At 62.8% G+C, this 17,774-nt stretch carries 17 protein-coding genes; 7 read left to right on the top strand and 10 right to left on the bottom strand.

Annotated elements, in window-relative coordinates:
- Window positions 1-290: 290 nt before the first annotated feature.
- The 8 genes from RLDS_RS35050 to phbB all read right to left on the bottom strand — a co-directional run bounded on the left by RLDS_RS35050 (window position 291) and on the right by phbB (window position 10,241).
- The gene (locus RLDS_RS35050) at window positions 291-1,385 is read right to left on the bottom strand and encodes an AI-2E family transporter (RefSeq protein WP_021225110.1); all 1,095 of its coding nucleotides are present in this window, start codon (window positions 1,383-1,385) and stop codon (window positions 291-293) included.
- A 64-nt stretch (window positions 1,386-1,449) separates the two neighbouring features.
- Window positions 1,450-2,451 carry a L,D-transpeptidase gene (locus tag RLDS_RS35045; protein ID WP_031297647.1) on the bottom strand — a complete coding sequence of 334 codons (1,002 nt, stop codon included), beginning with the start codon at window positions 2,449-2,451 and terminating at the stop codon, window positions 1,450-1,452.
- Between the two features lie 11 nt (window positions 2,452-2,462).
- Window positions 2,463-3,590 (bottom strand): ABC transporter permease, encoded by a 1,128-nt coding sequence (locus tag RLDS_RS35040; RefSeq protein ID WP_021225108.1) that lies wholly within the window; start codon window positions 3,588-3,590, stop codon window positions 2,463-2,465.
- Between the two features lies 1 nt (window position 3,591).
- A complete protein-coding gene (gene rbbA / locus RLDS_RS35035; RefSeq protein ID WP_021225107.1) occupies window positions 3,592-6,339 on the bottom strand; it encodes a ribosome-associated ATPase/putative transporter RbbA in 2,748 nt (915 codons plus the stop codon).
- Window positions 6,340-6,343: 4 nt separating this feature from the next.
- Window positions 6,344-7,420 carry an HlyD family secretion protein gene (locus RLDS_RS35030; protein ID WP_021225106.1) on the bottom strand — a complete coding sequence of 359 codons (1,077 nt, stop codon included), beginning with the start codon at window positions 7,418-7,420 and terminating at the stop codon, window positions 6,344-6,346.
- Window positions 7,417-8,871 carry an efflux transporter outer membrane subunit gene (locus tag RLDS_RS0127830; protein ID WP_236616810.1) on the bottom strand — a complete coding sequence of 485 codons (1,455 nt, stop codon included), beginning with the start codon at window positions 8,869-8,871 and terminating at the stop codon, window positions 7,417-7,419. The genes RLDS_RS35030 and RLDS_RS0127830 overlap by 4 nt, the downstream gene beginning before the upstream one ends.
- 97 nt (window positions 8,872-8,968) lie before the next feature.
- Complete coding sequence (locus tag RLDS_RS35025) at window positions 8,969-9,412, bottom strand: hypothetical protein (protein ID WP_021225104.1); 444 nt, start codon at window positions 9,410-9,412, stop codon at window positions 8,969-8,971.
- 100 nt (window positions 9,413-9,512) lie between these two features.
- Window positions 9,513-10,241 carry an acetoacetyl-CoA reductase gene (gene phbB, locus RLDS_RS35020; RefSeq protein ID WP_031297645.1) on the bottom strand — a complete coding sequence of 243 codons (729 nt, stop codon included), beginning with the start codon at window positions 10,239-10,241 and terminating at the stop codon, window positions 9,513-9,515.
- Window positions 10,242-10,444: 203 nt separating this feature from the next.
- Between phbB and RLDS_RS54480 the strand changes: the two genes are divergently transcribed.
- The 4 genes from RLDS_RS54480 to RLDS_RS35005 all read left to right on the top strand — a co-directional run bounded on the left by RLDS_RS54480 (window position 10,445) and on the right by RLDS_RS35005 (window position 12,293).
- Complete coding sequence (locus tag RLDS_RS54480) at window positions 10,445-11,086, top strand: TetR/AcrR family transcriptional regulator (protein WP_269078210.1); 642 nt, start codon at window positions 10,445-10,447, stop codon at window positions 11,084-11,086.
- A gap of 240 nt (window positions 11,087-11,326) precedes the next feature.
- Window positions 11,327-11,575, top strand: coding sequence for a type II toxin-antitoxin system VapB family antitoxin (locus RLDS_RS0127820; RefSeq protein ID WP_031297643.1), 249 nt, complete (start codon window positions 11,327-11,329; stop codon window positions 11,573-11,575).
- Window positions 11,572-11,961 carry a type II toxin-antitoxin system VapC family toxin gene (locus RLDS_RS35010; protein ID WP_021225100.1) on the top strand — a complete coding sequence of 130 codons (390 nt, stop codon included), beginning with the start codon at window positions 11,572-11,574 and terminating at the stop codon, window positions 11,959-11,961. Before RLDS_RS0127820 ends, RLDS_RS35010 begins: the two co-directional genes overlap by 4 nt.
- On the top strand, window positions 11,961-12,293 hold the full coding sequence (locus tag RLDS_RS35005) for a hypothetical protein (protein WP_021225099.1): 333 nt from the start codon (window positions 11,961-11,963) through the stop codon (window positions 12,291-12,293). The genes RLDS_RS35010 and RLDS_RS35005 overlap by 1 nt, the downstream gene beginning before the upstream one ends.
- 602 nt (window positions 12,294-12,895) lie before the next feature.
- On the opposite strand, the gene RLDS_RS35000 is transcribed toward RLDS_RS35005, so the two are convergent.
- Entirely contained in the window at window positions 12,896-13,273 is a 378-nt protein-coding gene (locus RLDS_RS35000; RefSeq protein ID WP_236616808.1) for a beta-ketoacyl-[acyl-carrier-protein] synthase family protein, read from the bottom strand.
- A 305-nt stretch (window positions 13,274-13,578) separates the two neighbouring features.
- Window positions 13,579-14,535 (bottom strand): AraC family transcriptional regulator, encoded by a 957-nt coding sequence (locus RLDS_RS54475; protein ID WP_152528014.1) that lies wholly within the window; start codon window positions 14,533-14,535, stop codon window positions 13,579-13,581.
- A 62-nt stretch (window positions 14,536-14,597) separates the two neighbouring features.
- Here RLDS_RS54475 and RLDS_RS34990 point away from each other — a divergent pair, with 62 nt between their 5' ends.
- From RLDS_RS34990 to istB, 3 genes are all read left to right on the top strand, one after another.
- The gene (locus RLDS_RS34990) at window positions 14,598-15,026 is read left to right on the top strand and encodes a TonB-dependent receptor plug domain-containing protein (RefSeq protein ID WP_031297639.1); all 429 of its coding nucleotides are present in this window, start codon (window positions 14,598-14,600) and stop codon (window positions 15,024-15,026) included.
- 107 nt (window positions 15,027-15,133) lie between these two features.
- Window positions 15,134-16,672 (top strand): IS21 family transposase, encoded by a 1,539-nt coding sequence (istA, locus tag RLDS_RS34985; protein ID WP_021225095.1) that lies wholly within the window; start codon window positions 15,134-15,136, stop codon window positions 16,670-16,672.
- Window positions 16,662-17,441, top strand: coding sequence for an IS21-like element helper ATPase IstB (gene istB / locus RLDS_RS34980; RefSeq protein WP_021225094.1), 780 nt, complete (start codon window positions 16,662-16,664; stop codon window positions 17,439-17,441). The genes istA and istB overlap by 11 nt, the downstream gene beginning before the upstream one ends.
- Window positions 17,442-17,774: the final 333 nt, after the last annotated feature.

Here is a 17,774-nt window from a genome sequence, read left to right as displayed (position 1 = left end):
CACAAAGTCACACCACAGTTTGCAAAACTAGATCGGACACATACGTAATGCTGGGTCCTGACGATTGATGATACGAGTTTGGTTGGAAGCGCCGCCTCTGCTAATTCTGACACTTCGCGTCACCGTTTTTCCTGGGGTAGTCTTGTTTGAATTGGCGCAAACGCCGACCAACGATCGTCGATCGAAGATGCCCCCCCCCTCAATCAAAACCGATCGACGTTAGCTCATGAAAGGTTGACCACCCCATCAAACCTCCACATGCGGATATTGATCGACACACGATGGAATTGCTAACATCTGCCTAGCGTCTCACCCAACCGCTCGGTGGTGAACAGGCTCCACGCAGCGATGAACATGGCCGCTATAATGGGGCCAACGATGAAGCCGTTGAAGCCGAAGATCTCGATCCCGCCCAAGGTCGCTACAAGAACGACATAGTCGGGCACTCGCGCGTCGCGGCCGACAAGGATCGGCCTCAGGAGGTTGTCCACCAATCCGATCACAAACAGGCCGCACAATATCAGGATAAGACCTTCGAGGACGGCGCCCGAGAGCAGCAGATAAATGGCGACAGGGCCCCAGACCAGAGCTGTGCCGACCGTCGGCAGCAATGACAGTACCGCCATCAGCACACCCCAGAGCAGTGCTCCGTGTATGCCAAGCAGCCAGAACACGAAACCTCCGATGGCCCCCTGCACGATCCCAACGACGATGCCGCCCTTGATCGTGGCGCGCACTACTAGCACGAACTTCTCGGCCAGCGCCCGCCGCTCGCGAGGGTGTAAGGGCATCGCTTGGCCGACGTTATGCAGGAGCGACTGTTCGTCGCGCATCAGGAAAAAGGTGAGATAGAGCATGACGCCAAGGGCCACCACGAAGGAGAAAGTGCTCTGGCCGATGCCGAGCGCATGCCGGCTGATCGCTTCGAAGCTTCCCACGAAGCCGGCGCCCAGGCGCTCGCGGACCGCCGAGAGATCCGTGAGGCCGAAACGTGAAAGCAGCCGCCGGCCCGATCCGGGCAGTACGCGCTGGAACTCGCGAAAATACTGGTCGAAATCGATCCGGCCCGATTGGATTTGCGCGTAGACCACAGACAATTCCTGAGTCACCGCGGCAGCAAGCAGGATAGCGGGTAGGATCGCTAGAAGGACAATGAGAAGAACCGTGCCAAATGCGGCGAGATTGGGATGACGAGGGATGATCGTCAGCAGACGCCGGTTGAGTGGCGCGAACAGGATGGCTGCGACACTTCCCCACAATATGCCGCTGAACATCGGCTCGATTATCCAGGCGAATGCCAGGGAAACGAGCACCAGGACGACATGAAAGCTGTTGTCCTCGAAGCCATGCGTCCCACGTCCGGGGCGGGACGGGTTCATCGACATGAGCTGGCTTTCCGGCAGCTGCCGAAGCGGAGACAGAGGGTCCGATGCCCGCAGTGTAAGACGATCACGGCCCTTCCTCGCTGGAAATCACGGTGATCCGCTCGCCCGCGCTACCGCTTGCGAGGCTGTCAGGCGTTACGATCGCGACGGTACCGGCGCCAAGAATCGCGCGAAGTCTGTTCTGGAACGCTGACGGCAGGCGCAGGCGCGCCCGCTCCTCGACGGTCACTTCCTTTCCGGCATCTTCCGATCGACCGGGCAATGCGAGACGCAACCAGCGGAACCGGCCGCTGTCGATGCTTGCCAGGATATAGGCAGTGGCAGAGATCACGGCCTCATCAATTGCCACGCGTGCGGCGCCGATCCGGACACCATTGCGCAGGACAAGGATACGCTGATCGGGCGCACTTATGAGGATCGAGATAGGACCTTCCGGCGCCGCTTCCGGCGTCCATTCCTCGCCTTCTTCAGCCTCGTCGATCTTCGCGTTCTCGCGCAGGAAGGCCGGTGTCGGTGCGACGCGAGGAATGGTCTGATCGTTCGCGACCAGAACGGTCATGCCAAGGCGGGTCACCCCATAAAGCAGGCGCGCGAAGGCCTCCGGCAGGCGGATGCAGCCATGGGAGGCGGGATAACCCGGCAGATTGCCGGCATGGAGCGCCACACCGTCCCAGGTTAGCCGCTGCATGAACGGCATTGGCGCGTCGTCATAGAGATTGGACTTGTGGTCGACATGCTTCTGGAGAATGGTGAAAACGCCGGTGGGCGTCTCATAACCTTCCTTGCCCGAGGAAATCGTCGAGACGCCGATCGGCACTCCGTTGCGATAGACATAGGCCCGCTGCGTTTTGAGGGCGACGACGAGAAGAACCGGCCCGGCCGGCGCCACCTCCGGAAACCACAGATATTCTCCGGGCTTGAGGTTTCGCACCGCCACGGACATCCGGTGGAGATCCCGCGTCGCCGAACGTGCTGCCGCTGGAACGATCGCAAGCCCGACGAGGAAGCCCGCGTCACGAACCAGACCCCTCCGGCAGACCCGGGTGCCTACTAGATCGCTGCACATATTACTTCGTGTCATGCCATCGTTCCAATCGACTTTCGAAAACGGGTGAGCGCGATCACGAAGAAGACGGCGCCGATGGCGAGGATTGCCAGGAACTGCGGCCAGACGACCGAGAATCCCGCTCCGCGAAACAGGATGGCCTGGCCCAGTTCGACAAAATGCGTTGTCGGCGCGGCGAGCATGACAGTCTGGACGATTTGCGGCATGCTTTCACGTGGCGTTGTGCCCCCGGAAAGCATCTGGAGGGGCAGAAGGACCAGCACCGCCAGCATGCCGAACTGGGGCATGTTGCGCGCGATCGTCGCCATGAAAATGCCCAGCGAGGTGGTCGCAAACAGGACCAGCGCTGCGCCGGCAAAGAAGAGCGGCAGCGAACCTGCCACCGGCACCCCCAGCGCGCCGCGCACGACAAGGTTCAATGAGAGGAAGGCTGCGAGCAGGACGACCAGCGCCATCGCCCATACCTTGCTCATCATGATCTCGAAGGGCGTGACCGGCATGACGAGGAGATGCTCGATCGTACCGTGCTCGCGCTCGCGGATGAGCGCGGCCCCGGTCAGGATGATCGAGAGCATGGTGATCTGGTTGATGATCTGCGCAAGACCGCCAAACCATCTCTTGTTGAGCGTCGGGTTGAAACGGGCGCGGACTTCCAGGTCCACCGGCGATGTCGCGGCGCCACGATAGCGCCTGGCGAAAGCGCTGACTTCGCCCATCACGATCTGCTGGATGTAGCCGCTGCCGGTGAACGCCTGGCTCATCCGGGTCGCGTCGGTGTTGAGCTGGATCTCGGCCGGTCGCCCGGCGAGGACGTCACGCTGGAAGCCGGACGGGATGTGGAGGACGAAGGTATAGATGCCCGCGTCCATGCCCGGATCGATCTGCGCGGGCGCGATCATCACCGGCTGAACGAACTGCGGCGGATAGAAAGCAGATACGATACGCTGCGAAAGCGGCGAAGCGTCCTCGTCGACAATCGCGATCGACGCGTTCTGCAAGGTCTCGGGCATGGAGGAGGCGGAACTGTAGACCGCGAAGGTGAAGGTGAAGATGATCAGCACCAGCATCATCGGATCGCGCCACAGGCTCCAGAGCTCCTTGACGCCCAGACGATAGATGTTCGAAAGCTTCTGCCGCATGTCAGCGCTCCTGCCTGGCGAGCAGCATGATCGCGAGGCCGATGATGATCGGCACCGCGAGGATGAGCGGCAAGAATGCGCCGATCAGATCACCGAACCCCAGCGCCTTGTTGAATACGCCGCGGCTGATGGTGAACATATGGCTCGCCGGATAAATCTCGCCGATCACGCGGCCAAAGCCATTCATCGAGGACACGGGATCGAGCATGCCTCCATAAGTCATGGTGGGGATCAGCGTGCCCACCATCGCAAGGAACATGGCGGCGATCTGACTTCTCGTGATCGCCGAGGCGAGCAATCCCATGCCGGTCGCGATCATGCTGAAGAGCAAGGCCCCGAGGGTGAGAGCCGGCAGGCTGCCGGTGAGCGGCACGCCGAAAAGGAACACGCCCATCACCACCATGACGGCGAAGTTGACCATGGCGAGCGCGACATAGGGAAGCTGCTTGCCGAGGAGAAACTCGGTGCGCGTCACCGGCGTCACGTAGAGATTGATGATCGAGCCGATCTCCTTCTCGCGCACCACGGCCAGCGCCGCGAGCATTGCCGGGAGCATGAGCAGCAGGATGGGGATGACCGCCGGCACCATGGCCGGCAGGCTCTTGACATCGGGATTGTAGCGGAACCGGTTCTCGATCGACACAGCGGAGCTTCCCGTGCTGGCTCCGCTCATCCGCGCCTGATCGGCAAGCCAGTGCTGGTGCATACCCTGAATGTAGCCCTTCACGGTCTCGGCGCGCTGCGGCATCGCGCCGTCGAACCAGGCGGCGATCGCAACCTGGTTCCCCCTGAGCAGGTCCCGTCCGAAATTGGGCGGGATTTCGATGGCGAGCGCGAGCTCGCCGCTCTTCATCCGGCGGTCCATGTCGTCATAGTCGGCGAGGGGCGCCTGCTCGATGAAATAGGGCGACCCGGAAATGTCGAGCTGGTAGCGCTGGCTGACGCTGCTCTGGTCCCTGTCGAGCACGGCATAGCGAAGGTCGTTCACGTCCATGCTGATGCCGAAGCCCATGACCAGTAGCAGGATCACGGAACCGGCTAGCGCCAGCGTGCCGCGCACCGGATCGCGCTGGAGCTCGAGCGTTTCGCGCCAGACATAGCTCAGCATCCGCTGCGGGCTAAAACGGCGTCTTACGGAATGCGGCTCAGGGGGCGTGGGCGCATCGACCGCATCCGGCACGACCTCTTCGCCCTTTTCCTCGCCGCCCGCTTCGAGGAGATAGCCTATGAACGCTTCCTCAAGCGTCGCCGCCCCACGCCTTTCGACCAGCCTTGCGGGAGCATCGCTGTCGAGCACCTTGCCCGCATGCATCATCGACATGCGGTCGCAGCGTTCCGCCTCGTTCATGAAATGGGTCGAGATGAAGATCGTCACCCTGTCGCGGCGCGACAGTTCGACGAGGAGCCGCCAGAAGCTGTCGCGGGCGACCGGGTCGACACCCGATGTCGGCTCGTCGAGGATCAGCAGTTCGGGCTTGTGCACCATCGCGACCGCAAGGCTGAGCCGCTGGCGGATGCCGAGCGGAAGCTTCTCGGGCAGGTCATCGAGCGCCGCTTCGAGACCGAAACGTTCGACCATCTCGTCGATCCGCCCGCCGATCTCGTCGTCGGGGACATGGAACAGATGCGCGTGAAGCTCCAGATTCTGCCGCACCGTCAGCTCGCCATAGAGCGAGAAGGCCTGGCTCATATAGCCCACCCGCCTGCGCGTCGCGATGTCGCGGGAATCGACCTCGCGTCCGAACAGCCAGGCCCGGCCTTCGCTGGCGGGGAGCAGGCCGGTCAGCATCTTCATCGTCGTCGACTTGCCGCAGCCGTTGGAGCCCAGGAACCCGAATATCTCGCCGCGCCGGATGCGGAAGCTCACATGGTCGACCGCCACGAAATCACCGAAGCGCATGGTGAGGTCGCGCGCCTCGATCGCGATGTCGTCCTCGTCGGCGTCGAGAGGCGGAATCTCCACCGGCGCATGCCCGCGCTTCTTCTCCTCGGGCAGCAGAGCGACGAAGGCCGCTTCCAGAGAATCGCGCGCGGTGCGCTCCAACAGCTCGGCGGGCGTGCCGGTCGCGAGCACCGCCCCGTCGTCGATCGCGACCAGCCAGTCAAAGCGCTGCGCCTCATCCATATAGGCGGTGGCGACGATGACGCTCATGGTCGGCCGCTGGCGGCGAATGCGGGCGATGAGTTCCCAAAACTGCGCCCGCGCGAGCGGATCGACGCCGGTCGTCGGTTCGTCGAGGATGAGGAGGTCTGGGTCATGGATCAGCGCGCAGCACAGGCCCAGCTTCTGCTTCATGCCGCCCGAAAGCTTGCCGGCCGGTCGCGCGAGAAAGCCATGGAGGCCGGTCGAGCGCGTCAGTTCATCGATCCGGCGGCGACGCTCTGCTGCGCCATGACCGAAGAGGCGTGCGAAGAATTGGAGATTCTCCTCGACGGACAGGGTTGGATAGAGGTTCTTGCCAAGACCCTGCGGCATATAGGCGATGCGCGGGCACACCGCTTCGCGATGACGGCTGTCGGCGATGTCGCCGCCCAGCACATGCACCTTGCCCTCCTGCACGGCCCGCGCGCCGGCGATCAGCGAGAGCAGGCTGGATTTTCCGACGCCGTCGGGACCGATCAGGCCGATCATCCGCCCGGCCGCGATATCGAGATCGATGCCGCGCAGTGCTTCCACCTTGCCGTAGCGCAATCGTACCCCGGCAAGGCGGACGACCGGCGGACCGCTCGGTGGCTGGGATGAGCCCACCGGTCTATTCCTTCACGACATCGGCAAGCTGCTGCGGCCATGCCGCATTGGGATCGATCCGCACATAGGCCATGCCCGGCAGGCCGGTCTTGACCAGCGTGATATGGCGTCTGAGCAGCACGGGATCGATCTGCGCCCGCACGCGGAACATCAGTTTCTGCCGCTCGCTGTCGGTCTCGACCGTCTTGGGCGTGAACTGGGCGACATCGGCGACGAAGCTGATCCTGGCCGGGATGACATATTGGGGCGCCGCATCGAGCACGAGACGCACTTCGCTGCCGATCGCGACACGGCCGGCGACGGTTTCGGGCAGGAAGAAGGTCATGTAGACATCGGACAGGTCGACGAGGTTCATGACCCGTCCGCCGCCGGCCACCACCTCGCCGGGCTGCGCCACGCGGTACTGGATGCGGCCACCGCGCGGCGCGCGCAGGTCGCCATCCCGGATGTCCGCCTCGATGCGCGTGATCGTCGCACGCGCAGCGTCGACATTGGAGCGCGCGCCGATCACCTGGCTGCGCGCGGCGGCGATCCCCGCGTCGACCGCCGACAACTGCGCCCGCGCCGCCTCCACGGCGGCCGCCGCGCCTTCGACGGCCGCCTGGTTGTCATCGCGCTCCTGCACGGCGGTCGCCCCTTCTCGCGCCAGCGTCTCCGAGCGCGCCAGCCGCTTGCGCGCGGCATTGAGCTCGGCCTCGCGCTGGCGGACCGTGGCGAGCGCCGCCGCGCGCTCGCTCTGGCGCTGGCCTACCTGGGTCTCGGCGATCTGGACGGAATTAAGCGCCTGGGCGAGTTGCGCTTTGGCTTCCGACTGCTGCGCCTGCAGCGTCTCGATGTCCATATGGGCGACCACCTCACCCGCCTTTACGAGCTGGCCTTCGTCGGCGACTATATCGCGGATGCGGCCGGGCGTCTTGGCGGCAATATCGATCTCGACCGCCTCCAGCCGGCCGTTGCCGCCGACAATGCCCTCGGGAAGGTCGGAAGGCTTGAGCAGAGACCAGAGAAGCACGGCGGCCAGAACAACCGCCGCGGCGATCCCGCCCCGGATGAGCCAGGTCTTCATCGGCTGCGTCTTCATGGTTGTCCCCTGTCTGTTGCCGATGCATCGCGCTCGAAGCCCCTGTCGGCAACGAAGCCTCCCCCCAGCGCCGCATAGAGCGCGACGAGGCTGGCGAGTTCGGCGCGGCGAAGCTGGACCAGCGCCTGCTCGGCGTCGAACAGGTCGCGCTGCGCGTCGAGCACCTCCAGATAGGCGGAGCGGCCATTGTCGAAGCGCAGCTGCGCAAGCCGCGCTCGCTCCCGTTGCGCTTCCAGCAATTCCCGGGTGGTCCCGATCTGGAGCCGGAGCTGCCGCCGTCGCACCAGCGCGTCCGACACGTCGCGGAAGGCGCCCTGGATAACCTGCTCATATTCGGCGATGGCGCGCTCCTGCCGCGCCCGGGCGACGTCCAGATTGCCTTTCATCCGGCCCGCATTGAACAGCGGCAGGCTGATGGTCGGCGTGAAGCTCCAGGCTTCGCTTCCGCCCGAAAAAAGGCCGTCGAGCTGGTCGCTCATCGTCCCATAGGCGCCGGTGAGGCTGATATTTGGGAAGAAGGCGGCGCGGGCGGCACCGATATTGGCGTCGGCGGCGCGCAGGCGATGTTCGGCCGCGACGATGTCCGGGCGGTTGGCGAGCAGCTCCGACGGCAGCCCCGTCGGCACGGCGAGGTCCTCCGGCACCTGCGTGAGCGACAATGTTCCGGGGGCGATGTCTACCGGGCGGCCGACCAGCAAGGCCAGCGCGTTGCGGTTGACATCGCGGTCCTGCTCCAGCGCCTGCAATGTCATGCGCGCCTGTGCGAGCAGGGTCTGCACCTGCGTCATGTCGAGCTTCGAACCCGATCCAACCTCATAGCGGCGGCGCATGATGCGCAGCGAACCCTCGCGCGTCTCGATCGACTTTCGCGCAAGCGCCGCGCGCTCCTCATATTCCCGTTCGAGCAGATAGCCGTTCGCGACCTGGGCCACGAGACCGGTGGCGACAGCGCGGCGCGCTTCCTCGGTCGCCAGATATTGCCAACGCGCCGCGTCGCGGAGGTTGCGCAGCCTGCCCCAGAAATCGATCTCCCAACTGGCGCTGAGCTGCGCGCTGATCTGGCGGACATCGACCGGCGTGGCGCCTGTGACCGGAAGATTGAACAGCGTGCGGCCGCGCGTGCCGGTGCCCACGGCGTCAAGCTGCGGATAGAGAGAGGCGCCCTCGATCCGCCATGCCGCGCGCGCTTCGGCGACGCGGGTCGCGGCGATGCGGACATCGCGATTGTTCGCGAGCGCTTCCTCAATCAATCGCGCGAGTTCCGGCTGCCGAAACAGATCCCGCCATCCAACGGTGGCGATGGACTCGCTTGCGTCCGTCTCGCCGGGAAATTGATTGGGAACTGGCGAAGGCGGCCGGACATGATTTGGGGCGAAGGAGCAGGCGGCAACTAACCCCGAAGCGACAAAGCCCGCTATTGCTGCGGATGGGCGTCGTTTTGTCGCTCTCAATTGTCCAAGCCCCATATCTCCTCGCGATAACCCTGTTTCAGAAGCGCCGTTGACTGCTCCCGTTCGGACGGGAGCCACTCGGCTCGAGATGCGACCCTCAGGCTGTGTCAGCGGTTTTGGCGGAAGCACGCGCTGCAGCCGCCGACTTGGCCGCAGCCTGCCCAGGTGTGATCGCGCCCGGATTGATCAACGGCTGCAGCCAGGCTTGGGCCTGCTCAACAAGGTCCTGCTGGCCACGGGCCGTTTCGGAGAATACGTCCTGACAGGCGCCCTGCCAGTCGTCATAGGCGCTCTTGATCTTCTCGAGTGAAGCCTCCCGGCTTTTTTCGACTTCGCCGAAAAGGCTCGTGAGGGGTTCGCTGTCGAAATTCGGAACGGCGCCCGGCTTCAAATCCTTGAACTGCTCGAACAGGCTGGCCGCTGCCTTGCCGCTGATCTGAGCATAGTGCTCGCCGCTTTCGCGCGCGATCTGCGCGAGCGCCGCGACAAATTGCCCGTGGGCCTTTCCAAGGGCACTGAACTGGTCGAAGGGATAGGTCATTGATCAAAACCTTTCTTATCGGAACCGGAAGGAGCAGTTTCGCCGATCTGTGGCATTGCGGGATATACGTGGTTCTCCCGAGGTGCGGCCGGCCGCTCACCTACCCGTTCGCGATATATTGTCCTCCGTTCACCGTGAGCACCGAACCGGTACAGAAGGCTGCCTTGTGCGAGGCAAGGAAGGCGACGGCGTCGGCGATCTCCTGCGGTTCCCCCAACCGGCCAACCGGGATGCCGGAAATGATCGCGGCGCGGACATCGGGCGGCACGGCAGCCACCATCTCGGTGTCGACATAGCCGGGGCAAATCGCGTTGACCGTGATACCACGCGACGCATTTTCCTGTGCGAGCGCCTTGGTGAAGCCGATCACTCCGGCCTTGGCGGCAGAGTAATTGACCTGCCCCACCTGCCCCTTCTGGCCATTGATGGATGAGATGTTGATGATCCGGCCGAAGCGACGTTCGCGCATTCCTTCGATCAGCGCCCGGGTCATCGTGAACATGGAGTCGAGGTTGGTCGCGAGCACCGCCCGCCAATGGTCCCAACTCATGCGGTGGAACATCCCGTCGCGGGTGATACCGGCATTGTTGACGAGCACGGACACCGGACCCAGTTGCGCCTCGACCTGGGCCACGCCTTCGCGGCAGCCCGCCTCGTCCGCAACGTCCCATTTGAACACCGGTATGCCGGTGTCCTGCTTGAAGCGGGCGGCTGCGGCATCGTTACCGTGGTAGACGGCCGCCACCTCATAGCCTTCCGCCTTGAGTGATCGGGCGATGGCGGCGCCTATGCCGCGCGTGCCACCCGTTACGAGTGCAATATCCGTCATGATCATCCGGTCCCGTCGCTGTTTCGATGTGCCGTGAGAATTCCTTCGCGACTCCTGCTCCGGCAATGCGTATGTATACTTATCGGTTTTGTTATTGCCTGTCGTGCAAAGGGCGATCAAGGTGGAAATCGATGCAGAGCGCATCCGAATGGATTAGAGACTGTGCAATGACCGCCAGTTCCCCGATTCAGAATTCTGACCGATTGCCCCCGCGCGACCCCCGGGGCGGCCGACCCACCCAGGAAATCGCGGCTAAACTCGGTACCCATATCCTCGAGACAGCGCTCGAACAGTTCGTCCGGCATGGTCCCGATGGCGCCAGCATGGAAAGTATCGCCACTGCCGCGGACGTGTCGAAGCGAACGCTTTATGCGCGCTTCGGTTCGAAGAACGGCCTCCTGGTGGCCGCGCTGGAACATGGCACCGCCCGGCATCTCAAACCGATAGCCTCGACCACTCCAGCCGGCGCCCCGTGCGAACAGCTTCTGCATCTTGCGAGCGAGATGCTCGATCTGTCGCTGACGAAGGAGGTGATCGGCATTCTGGCCTTGGTCGACTGGGTCGCCGATCATGGCCTTGCCGCCGATGGTCCGAGACCACTCATCGGAATGGCGGCGGGAACGGAAGTCATCCTGCCCATTCTGGAGGACGCCGCAGCAGAGCATGGCGACCTACGCGAAGACCTGCATTTTCTCGCCGCGTTCATTTTCGACGCACTGGTGAGCATTCCCCGCGCCAGGATCCTCGACCGGCGCGAGATGCCCGATACGCCGGAGGCGAAGTCCGACTATCTCGAGCGCACGATAGCGCTCGTCATACGCGCCTCGCCTTTTCTCGGGGATTGACCTGGCGCGGGAAAAACCGCGCCAGGCGACGGGCAATGTGGTTAAGGCAAACACGCCGTTGATGTGCATGGAAAGCCCGTAGATTGCCCTGGGCACGGATATCGGCTCGCGATTGAGAGCAGCGCACTGGCGCCCCGCCGTTCAAGCGGATTTTGAAACTGCCAGCGAGCTTAATCCCCGCTCGACATTCGGCAGGCCTCCATGGTAGAAATAGGCCGGAATTTCTAGAAAGGTGCAATCGTGAGCCTTAACGTCAAAGATCCCGAGGCTCATAGACTCGCCCGTGCCATCGCCCAGGCGACCGGCCAGAGCATGACCCGCGTGGTGACGGAGGCGCTGCGCGAGTGCTACGCCCGGATCGAGCGGAACAAACGCAAGGCAAGCGTGGCGGAGCTGCTGGCAATCGCGGATCGCGCCGCCGTCCATGTGAAGCGATCCTATATCGAGCATGGCGAGCTGCTTTACGATGAAAATGGCTTGCCGAAATGATCCTTGATACATCGGCGCTGGTTGCGATCCTTTATCGCGAACCCGAAGCGGAATCGTTTACCCAGGCAATCCACAATGCCGACGCATGCCGTATCAGCGGCGCAACCTATGTCGAATTGTCGATCGTCATTGAAAACCAGCTCGGATCCGAAGGAATGCGCCAGGCAGAAGCCTTCTTCCGGCGCGCGGGAATTACGATCGAACCGGTGACGGTCGAACATGGTGAGTTGGCGCGGCAAGCCTTTCTGGATTTCGGCAAGGGCCGCCACAAGGCCGGCTTGAATTTCGGCGACTGCTTTTCATTTGCACTCGCCAAGGCGACCGGCGAGCCCTTGCTGTTCAAGGGCAATGACTTTGCCCTGACAGATCTCGAGGCGGCTGCATAATGCGCGCGGTTCACGACAGCATCGAAGGCCCGCTCGAGATTGGCGAGGACATGGCGCTCTATGGCACTATCAGCGGTGCCGCGACACTCAAGAGCGGCGCGCGGTTCATCCTCCATGGCACGATCATGGGCGACCTCACCATCGAAGCTGGCGCGCGCGCAATCCTGCACGGCACTGTAGCGGGACGCATTTATAACGAGGGCGGGCGGGTCGAGATTTTCGGCATGGCCGGTGCGGTTGAGAATCTAAATCCTAGCGCCGAGACGATCATTGACGCGAGCGCGCATGTCCGCGGCGGGCGACCGCGCCGCGAGGGCAGCGGGCATGCATGAACAAGCGTAGCTAGGCGTTCGTCGTTAGTCGGCAACCCCGCGCGCGAGCCAAGCTACCGCGATTGTTTGGGGTATGGACGATCGGCGCTTTCACCATTGCCATAGACCATGTTGTGACGCCGGAGCCAATGGCGTAATACTCTGCCCCCCCCCCCCCAAGGCGTTCAGAACGGCCTGGAACGCATGATCTCGAAAGCGACAGCAAGTACGAGCAGAAAAAAATGCAGCCCTTGCCGCCCGTGCCTTGCTTCCTGTCATCACTGCCTTGCGGCTGCGAGCACTGGCCACGCCGTGACCAGCTACCGCCGCCAGCCCCGCCCATGAAAATGCCATAGAAAGCCCGGACCCTGCTGCCAGAAGACTGAGGCCGGTCAAGCCCGCCAATCCTGTCGAGGCCATGGCGCTGACATGGATCGTTCGGCCAAGTGGCCCCAGCCGCACCGGGCGGAGAGGTGCCCGACATACGATCACGACCCAGGCGAGGGTGAAGCCGAGCGAGAACCAGGAGAGGCCGAGATGGGCGTCAAGAAGCAGAGTGTACATATTGGCGGTCATGAATGTGCGTGTTCCCGATATTTGCCGTGCCCATCTCCCGCTCAAAATCAGGAAACGACCTCTACGAGCAGCGTGACGCCCTGCCCGCCCCCGATGCAGAGCGTGACCAGACCCCGCCGAAGACCATCGCGCTGCATGGAATGGAGCAAACGGGTGGTCAGGACCGCGCCCGTCGCGCCGATCGGATGGCCATGTGCGATCGCACCACCCTCGACATTGACGATATCCTCGGGCAAGCCCAGTTCACCGGCCACGGCGATCGTGATCGCGGCAAAAGCCTCGTTGATCTCCACGCGCTCCAGATCCGATACCGACCAGCCGGCGCGGGCGAGTGCCTGACGCACTGCCGGGACTGGCCCCAGCCCAAACAGTCCGGGCTCTACGGCGCCGACGCCGAACGCGACCAGGCGTGCGGCCGGCGCCACGCCGTGCCTGTCAGCCCAGGCCTCGCTAGCGATGATCACTCGGTTATGTGGACAGTCAACTTAGATGTGCCTTTCAGGCATGCCGTTCTCGGCTTCGACCGACATTGGGACAATTCTACCGTTCCCACGAGCGGCCTAAATGGCGGTTTTGTTCGAAGCCCGCCATTCTCTAGTCAAAAAACCAGTGCTATCGAGACTACAGTCTTTTGTCGCGTGGGTACGTCAGCTTGACGCAACGGACATGAAGGCTAGAAATTTCGCCATGATGCAAACAATTGATTATTAGATTACAGGCATCAAGGCGATCAGTGCAATCTTCGCCAGGTGGTAGGGGTGTGGCCAGTGACCCGCCGAAAGGCCGCGGCGAACTGGCTGGGGTTTGTAAAACCGACAAGAAGGGCGATTTGCATAACGTTTGCGTCGCTCGCTTCCAGTAAGCTCTTGGCACGTTCGACCCGCCTACGGGTGAGATATTCATAGGGCGGCAGGCCGGTCGCCGCTTTGAACGCACGGCTGAAATGGTGGCGGCTCATGCCCGCTAAACCCGCCAGCTCGCCGATGGTGAGATCCTCTGCCAGCGCGTCTTCGATACGCTCGACCGCGCGCTTGAGCTGCGGATCCGACAGACGGCGGATGATCGATGGTTCGACCGTAGGAAGCTCCAGCAACCGGTTCGCGACGATCAGCAGGCCATGTTCGAAAAAGGCCGAGACATGACCATGCGCCTCGGCCTCGCGCCACATGGCGGTCAGCACGGCCGTCAAAAGGGGATCGTCATGAAGGCGCGATCCTATCGGGACGAAAGCGTCAGGCTTGACGATCTTCCCTTCATCTAACGGCAGCTTCGATAGGTCGGCGCCAAGCGCGAGCAACGATAGATTATCCCATAAGCCTTCGCCGGCAGTTTCCGGAACGCCCAAGCCGACGCGGCCGGGATGGATCGTGGCTTCGAGCGCCTGGGCGGGACTGTGGCGAATGATGCGGCCGCTGCCCTTCACGCCCATGTAGATGTTCAGGCGATCGGAATAGCCGAAGGCGCCTTGGTAGGACGAATAGTCCGTGAGGTTTAAGGTCACGCTCCCATCCCGTGATGTAACGCCGAGCCGGTGAGTCGCGCCGACACGCTGCCAATGGCGGGCGCGTTGCTCGGGCGTGTCGAGGCCATCGCGAAATTTGTTTCTCAAGTTTTCCAGTCGGGTAGGCACAATCCGGCCCCTCTTCGCACGTTTGGGTTCGCATTCCGCACGATTGGGGTCGCGCACGAGCGACTTTCACACTATCGGCCTGAAGTTGCAAATCAATCGCATTAGCGCTGTGGGGGAATATGAGCTGGGTTTTGAGGGGGGCGTCGCTTGCGGCGCTGGCGATGGCGAGTGCGCCGGTATTGGCGCAGGAAACGACAGAAGGGCGCGTGCAACTCGCTTCGGCCGACCGCAGCGACGTGGACACGATCATTGTCAATGGTCAGCGGGTTGTAGGCGATGGTCAGGTTGCGACGACAGCCCGGATCGGCATCCTCGGCGATCAGGATGTGCTCGACACGCCGTTCAGCACCAGCTCGCTCACCTCCGAGTTCATCGCTAATCAGCAAGCCAACTCGCTCACGGAGGTGGTCGAAAATGACCCTTCCGTCCATTCTGTCTATGGCGGTCGCGGCGCGAGCTGGACGACAACCTTTTTAATTCGCGGCTTCCAGAGCAGGTCAACTGACGACGTAGCCGTCAACGGCCTGTTTGGCCTGGTGAATTGTTGATTTCCATTGAGAGCTGACCCGGGAGGGGCAGAAATTTCCACTGAGAATTGACCCATGTTCTGATCGTTCTCCTGGCTTGCAGGTCGGGAGATCCTGGAGTGATCGACATGGCGTTACTGAGTGTAATCCGTCGCTGGCATTTCCGGCAGCACATCCCGATCCGTGAGATTGAACGGCGCACGGGATTGTCGCGCAACACGATCCGCAAGTACCTGCGTGCGGACACGGTGGAGCCGAAGTTCAAGGTTCCCGAGCGGCCGAGCAAGCTGGACCCGTTTGCCGAGAAGCTGTCAGCCTGGTTGAGGATCGAGGGCAGCAAGTCGCGCAAGCAGCGGCGTACAGCCAAGCAGATGCACGCCGATCTCGTGGCCTTGGGGTACGACGGTTCCTACAACCGCGTTGCGGCCTTTGCGCGGGCCTGGAAGGCCGACCGGCAGCGCGACGCCCAGACAAGTGGGCGCGGGACGTTCGTGCCGTTGATCTTCCAGCCCGGCGAAGCCTTTCAGTTCGACTGGAGCGAGGACTGGGCGATGATCGGCGGCAGGCAGACCAAGCTGCAGGCCGCACATACGAAGCTGTCGCACAGCAGGGCTTTCATCGTCCGCGCCTATCCGCTCCAGACCCACGAGATGCTGTTCGATGCCATGACCCAGGCCTTCCGGGTGCTTGGGGGCGTGCCGCAGCGCGGGATCTTCGACAATATGAAGACCGCAGTCGACAAGATCGGCAGTGGCAAAGCCCGTCAGGTCAACGCCCGTTTTGCCGCCATGGCGAGCCACTATCTGTTCGAACCGGAGTTCTGCAATCCCGCCGCAGGATGGGAGAAGGGTCAGGTCGAGAAGAATGTCCAGGATGCGCGGCGGCGGCTATGGCAGGCCCATGGTCCTTCTGGGCCCGCCTTCCCGGATATCGATGCACTCAACGCCTGGCTCGAGGCGCAATGCATCGCGCAGTGGGAACAGATTGCCCACGGTGTGCTGCCCGGCACCATCGCCGACGTGCATGCCGCCGAACTCGCCAGCCTGATGCCGCTGGGGCGGCCCTTCGACGGCTTCGTCGAACACACCAAGCGGGTGTCGCCGACCTGTCTGATATCCTTCGAGCGCAACCGCTACAGCGTCCCCGCGTCCTTCGCCAACCGGCCGGTGAGCTTGCGGGTCTATCCCGATCGGATCGTCATTGCTGCCGAGGGGCAGATCCTGTGCGAGCATGGGCGGATCATCGAACGATCCCATGATCAGCCGGGACGGACGATCTATGACTGGCGGCACTATCTCGCGGTGATCCAGCGCAAGCCCGGAGCCCTGCGCAATGGCGCGCCCTTCACCGAGATGCCGGAGGCGTTCCGGCAGCTGCAGGGCCAGCTTCTGAAGCGCCCCGGCGGCGATAGGGAGATGGTGGAGATCCTCTCGCTGGTCCTGCACCATGACGAACAGGCCGTGCTGTGTGCCGTCGAGCTGGCTCTCGAGGCCGGCATTGCGACCAAGACCCACATCCTCAATATCCTGCACCGCCTGATCGACGGCAAGGACGGTACTCCCCCCAGGATCGATGCCCCGCAGGCTCTGGTCCTGAGGCGCGAACCCAAGGCCAATGTCGCCCGTTATGACACCCTGCGGAACAAGGACCTTCGCCATGCGTCATGACCCCGCCAGCGCCGCCGTCGTGGTTATGCTGCGCTCGCTCAAGATGTATGGCATGGCCCAGGCTGTCGGCGACCTCGTCGAGCAAGGCGCGCCTGCGTTCGATGCGGCCGTTCCCATCCTCTCCCAATTGCTCAAGGCGGAGGTCGCCGAACGCGAGGTCCGGTCCATCGCCTATCAGATCAAGGCGGCCAAGTTCCCGGCTTACAAGGATTTGACCGGCTTCGACTTCACTTCCAGCGAAGTGAACGAGGCCATGGTCCGCCAGCTCCATCGCGGCGAGTTCATCGATGGGGCTCACAATGTCGTGCTGATCGGTGGCCCCGGCACTGGCAAAACCCACATCGCCACTGCCCTCGGCGTGCAGGCGGTCGAGCATCACCGCAAGAAGGTCCGCTTCTTCGCCACCGTCGATCTGGTCAACGCGCTGGAACAGGAAAAGGCCATGAACAAGGCCGGGCAGTTGGCTGACCGGCTTCTTCGCCTCGATCTGCTCATCCTCGACGAACTGGGCTATCTGCCGTTCAGCCCGTCCGGCGGCGCTCTCCTCTTCCACCTGCTCAGCAAACTTTATGAGCGCACCAGCGTCATCATCACCACCAACCTCAGCTTCAGCGAGTGGGCCGGTGTGTTCGGCGACGCCAAGATGACCACAGCGCTGCTCGATCGGCTCACCCATCACTGCCACATCCTCGAGACCGGAAACGACAGCTTCCGCTTCCGCGCCAGTTCGGCAGCGCCCAAATCCAGAAAGGAAAAATCACCCGCTTGACCCACCGCCCGCACAGCGGGACATAGTATCCACCAGGGTCAATTCTCGATGGAAATCCCGGGTCAGCTCTCAGTGGAAATCAACAGTTCTGGGTCAGGCGCTGCCACGCAGCAGCGCCATTGAACTTGATTCGTTGCTTTGTCAATAAATGACATAACATGTATTGTGTTGGCGACTTTGGTCAGGCGGCTGGATCAGCACCAGGTGCCAATGCGAAAGTGAAGGGAAAGCCTGTCGCGCATCTCCCGCACTATGTGGCGACACGGCCTCAGTCCTCGAGGCGATCGGGCATGATACCGATGCGGCCGATGGCTACGACGTCTTTGTAGCATT

The organism is Sphingobium lactosutens DS20 (assembly GCF_000445105.1).
GTDB lineage: Bacteria > Pseudomonadota > Alphaproteobacteria > Sphingomonadales > Sphingomonadaceae > Sphingobium > Sphingobium lactosutens.
Note: the sequence above shows the minus strand (reverse complement) of the source record. Positions and strands in the feature narration are given on the sequence as shown.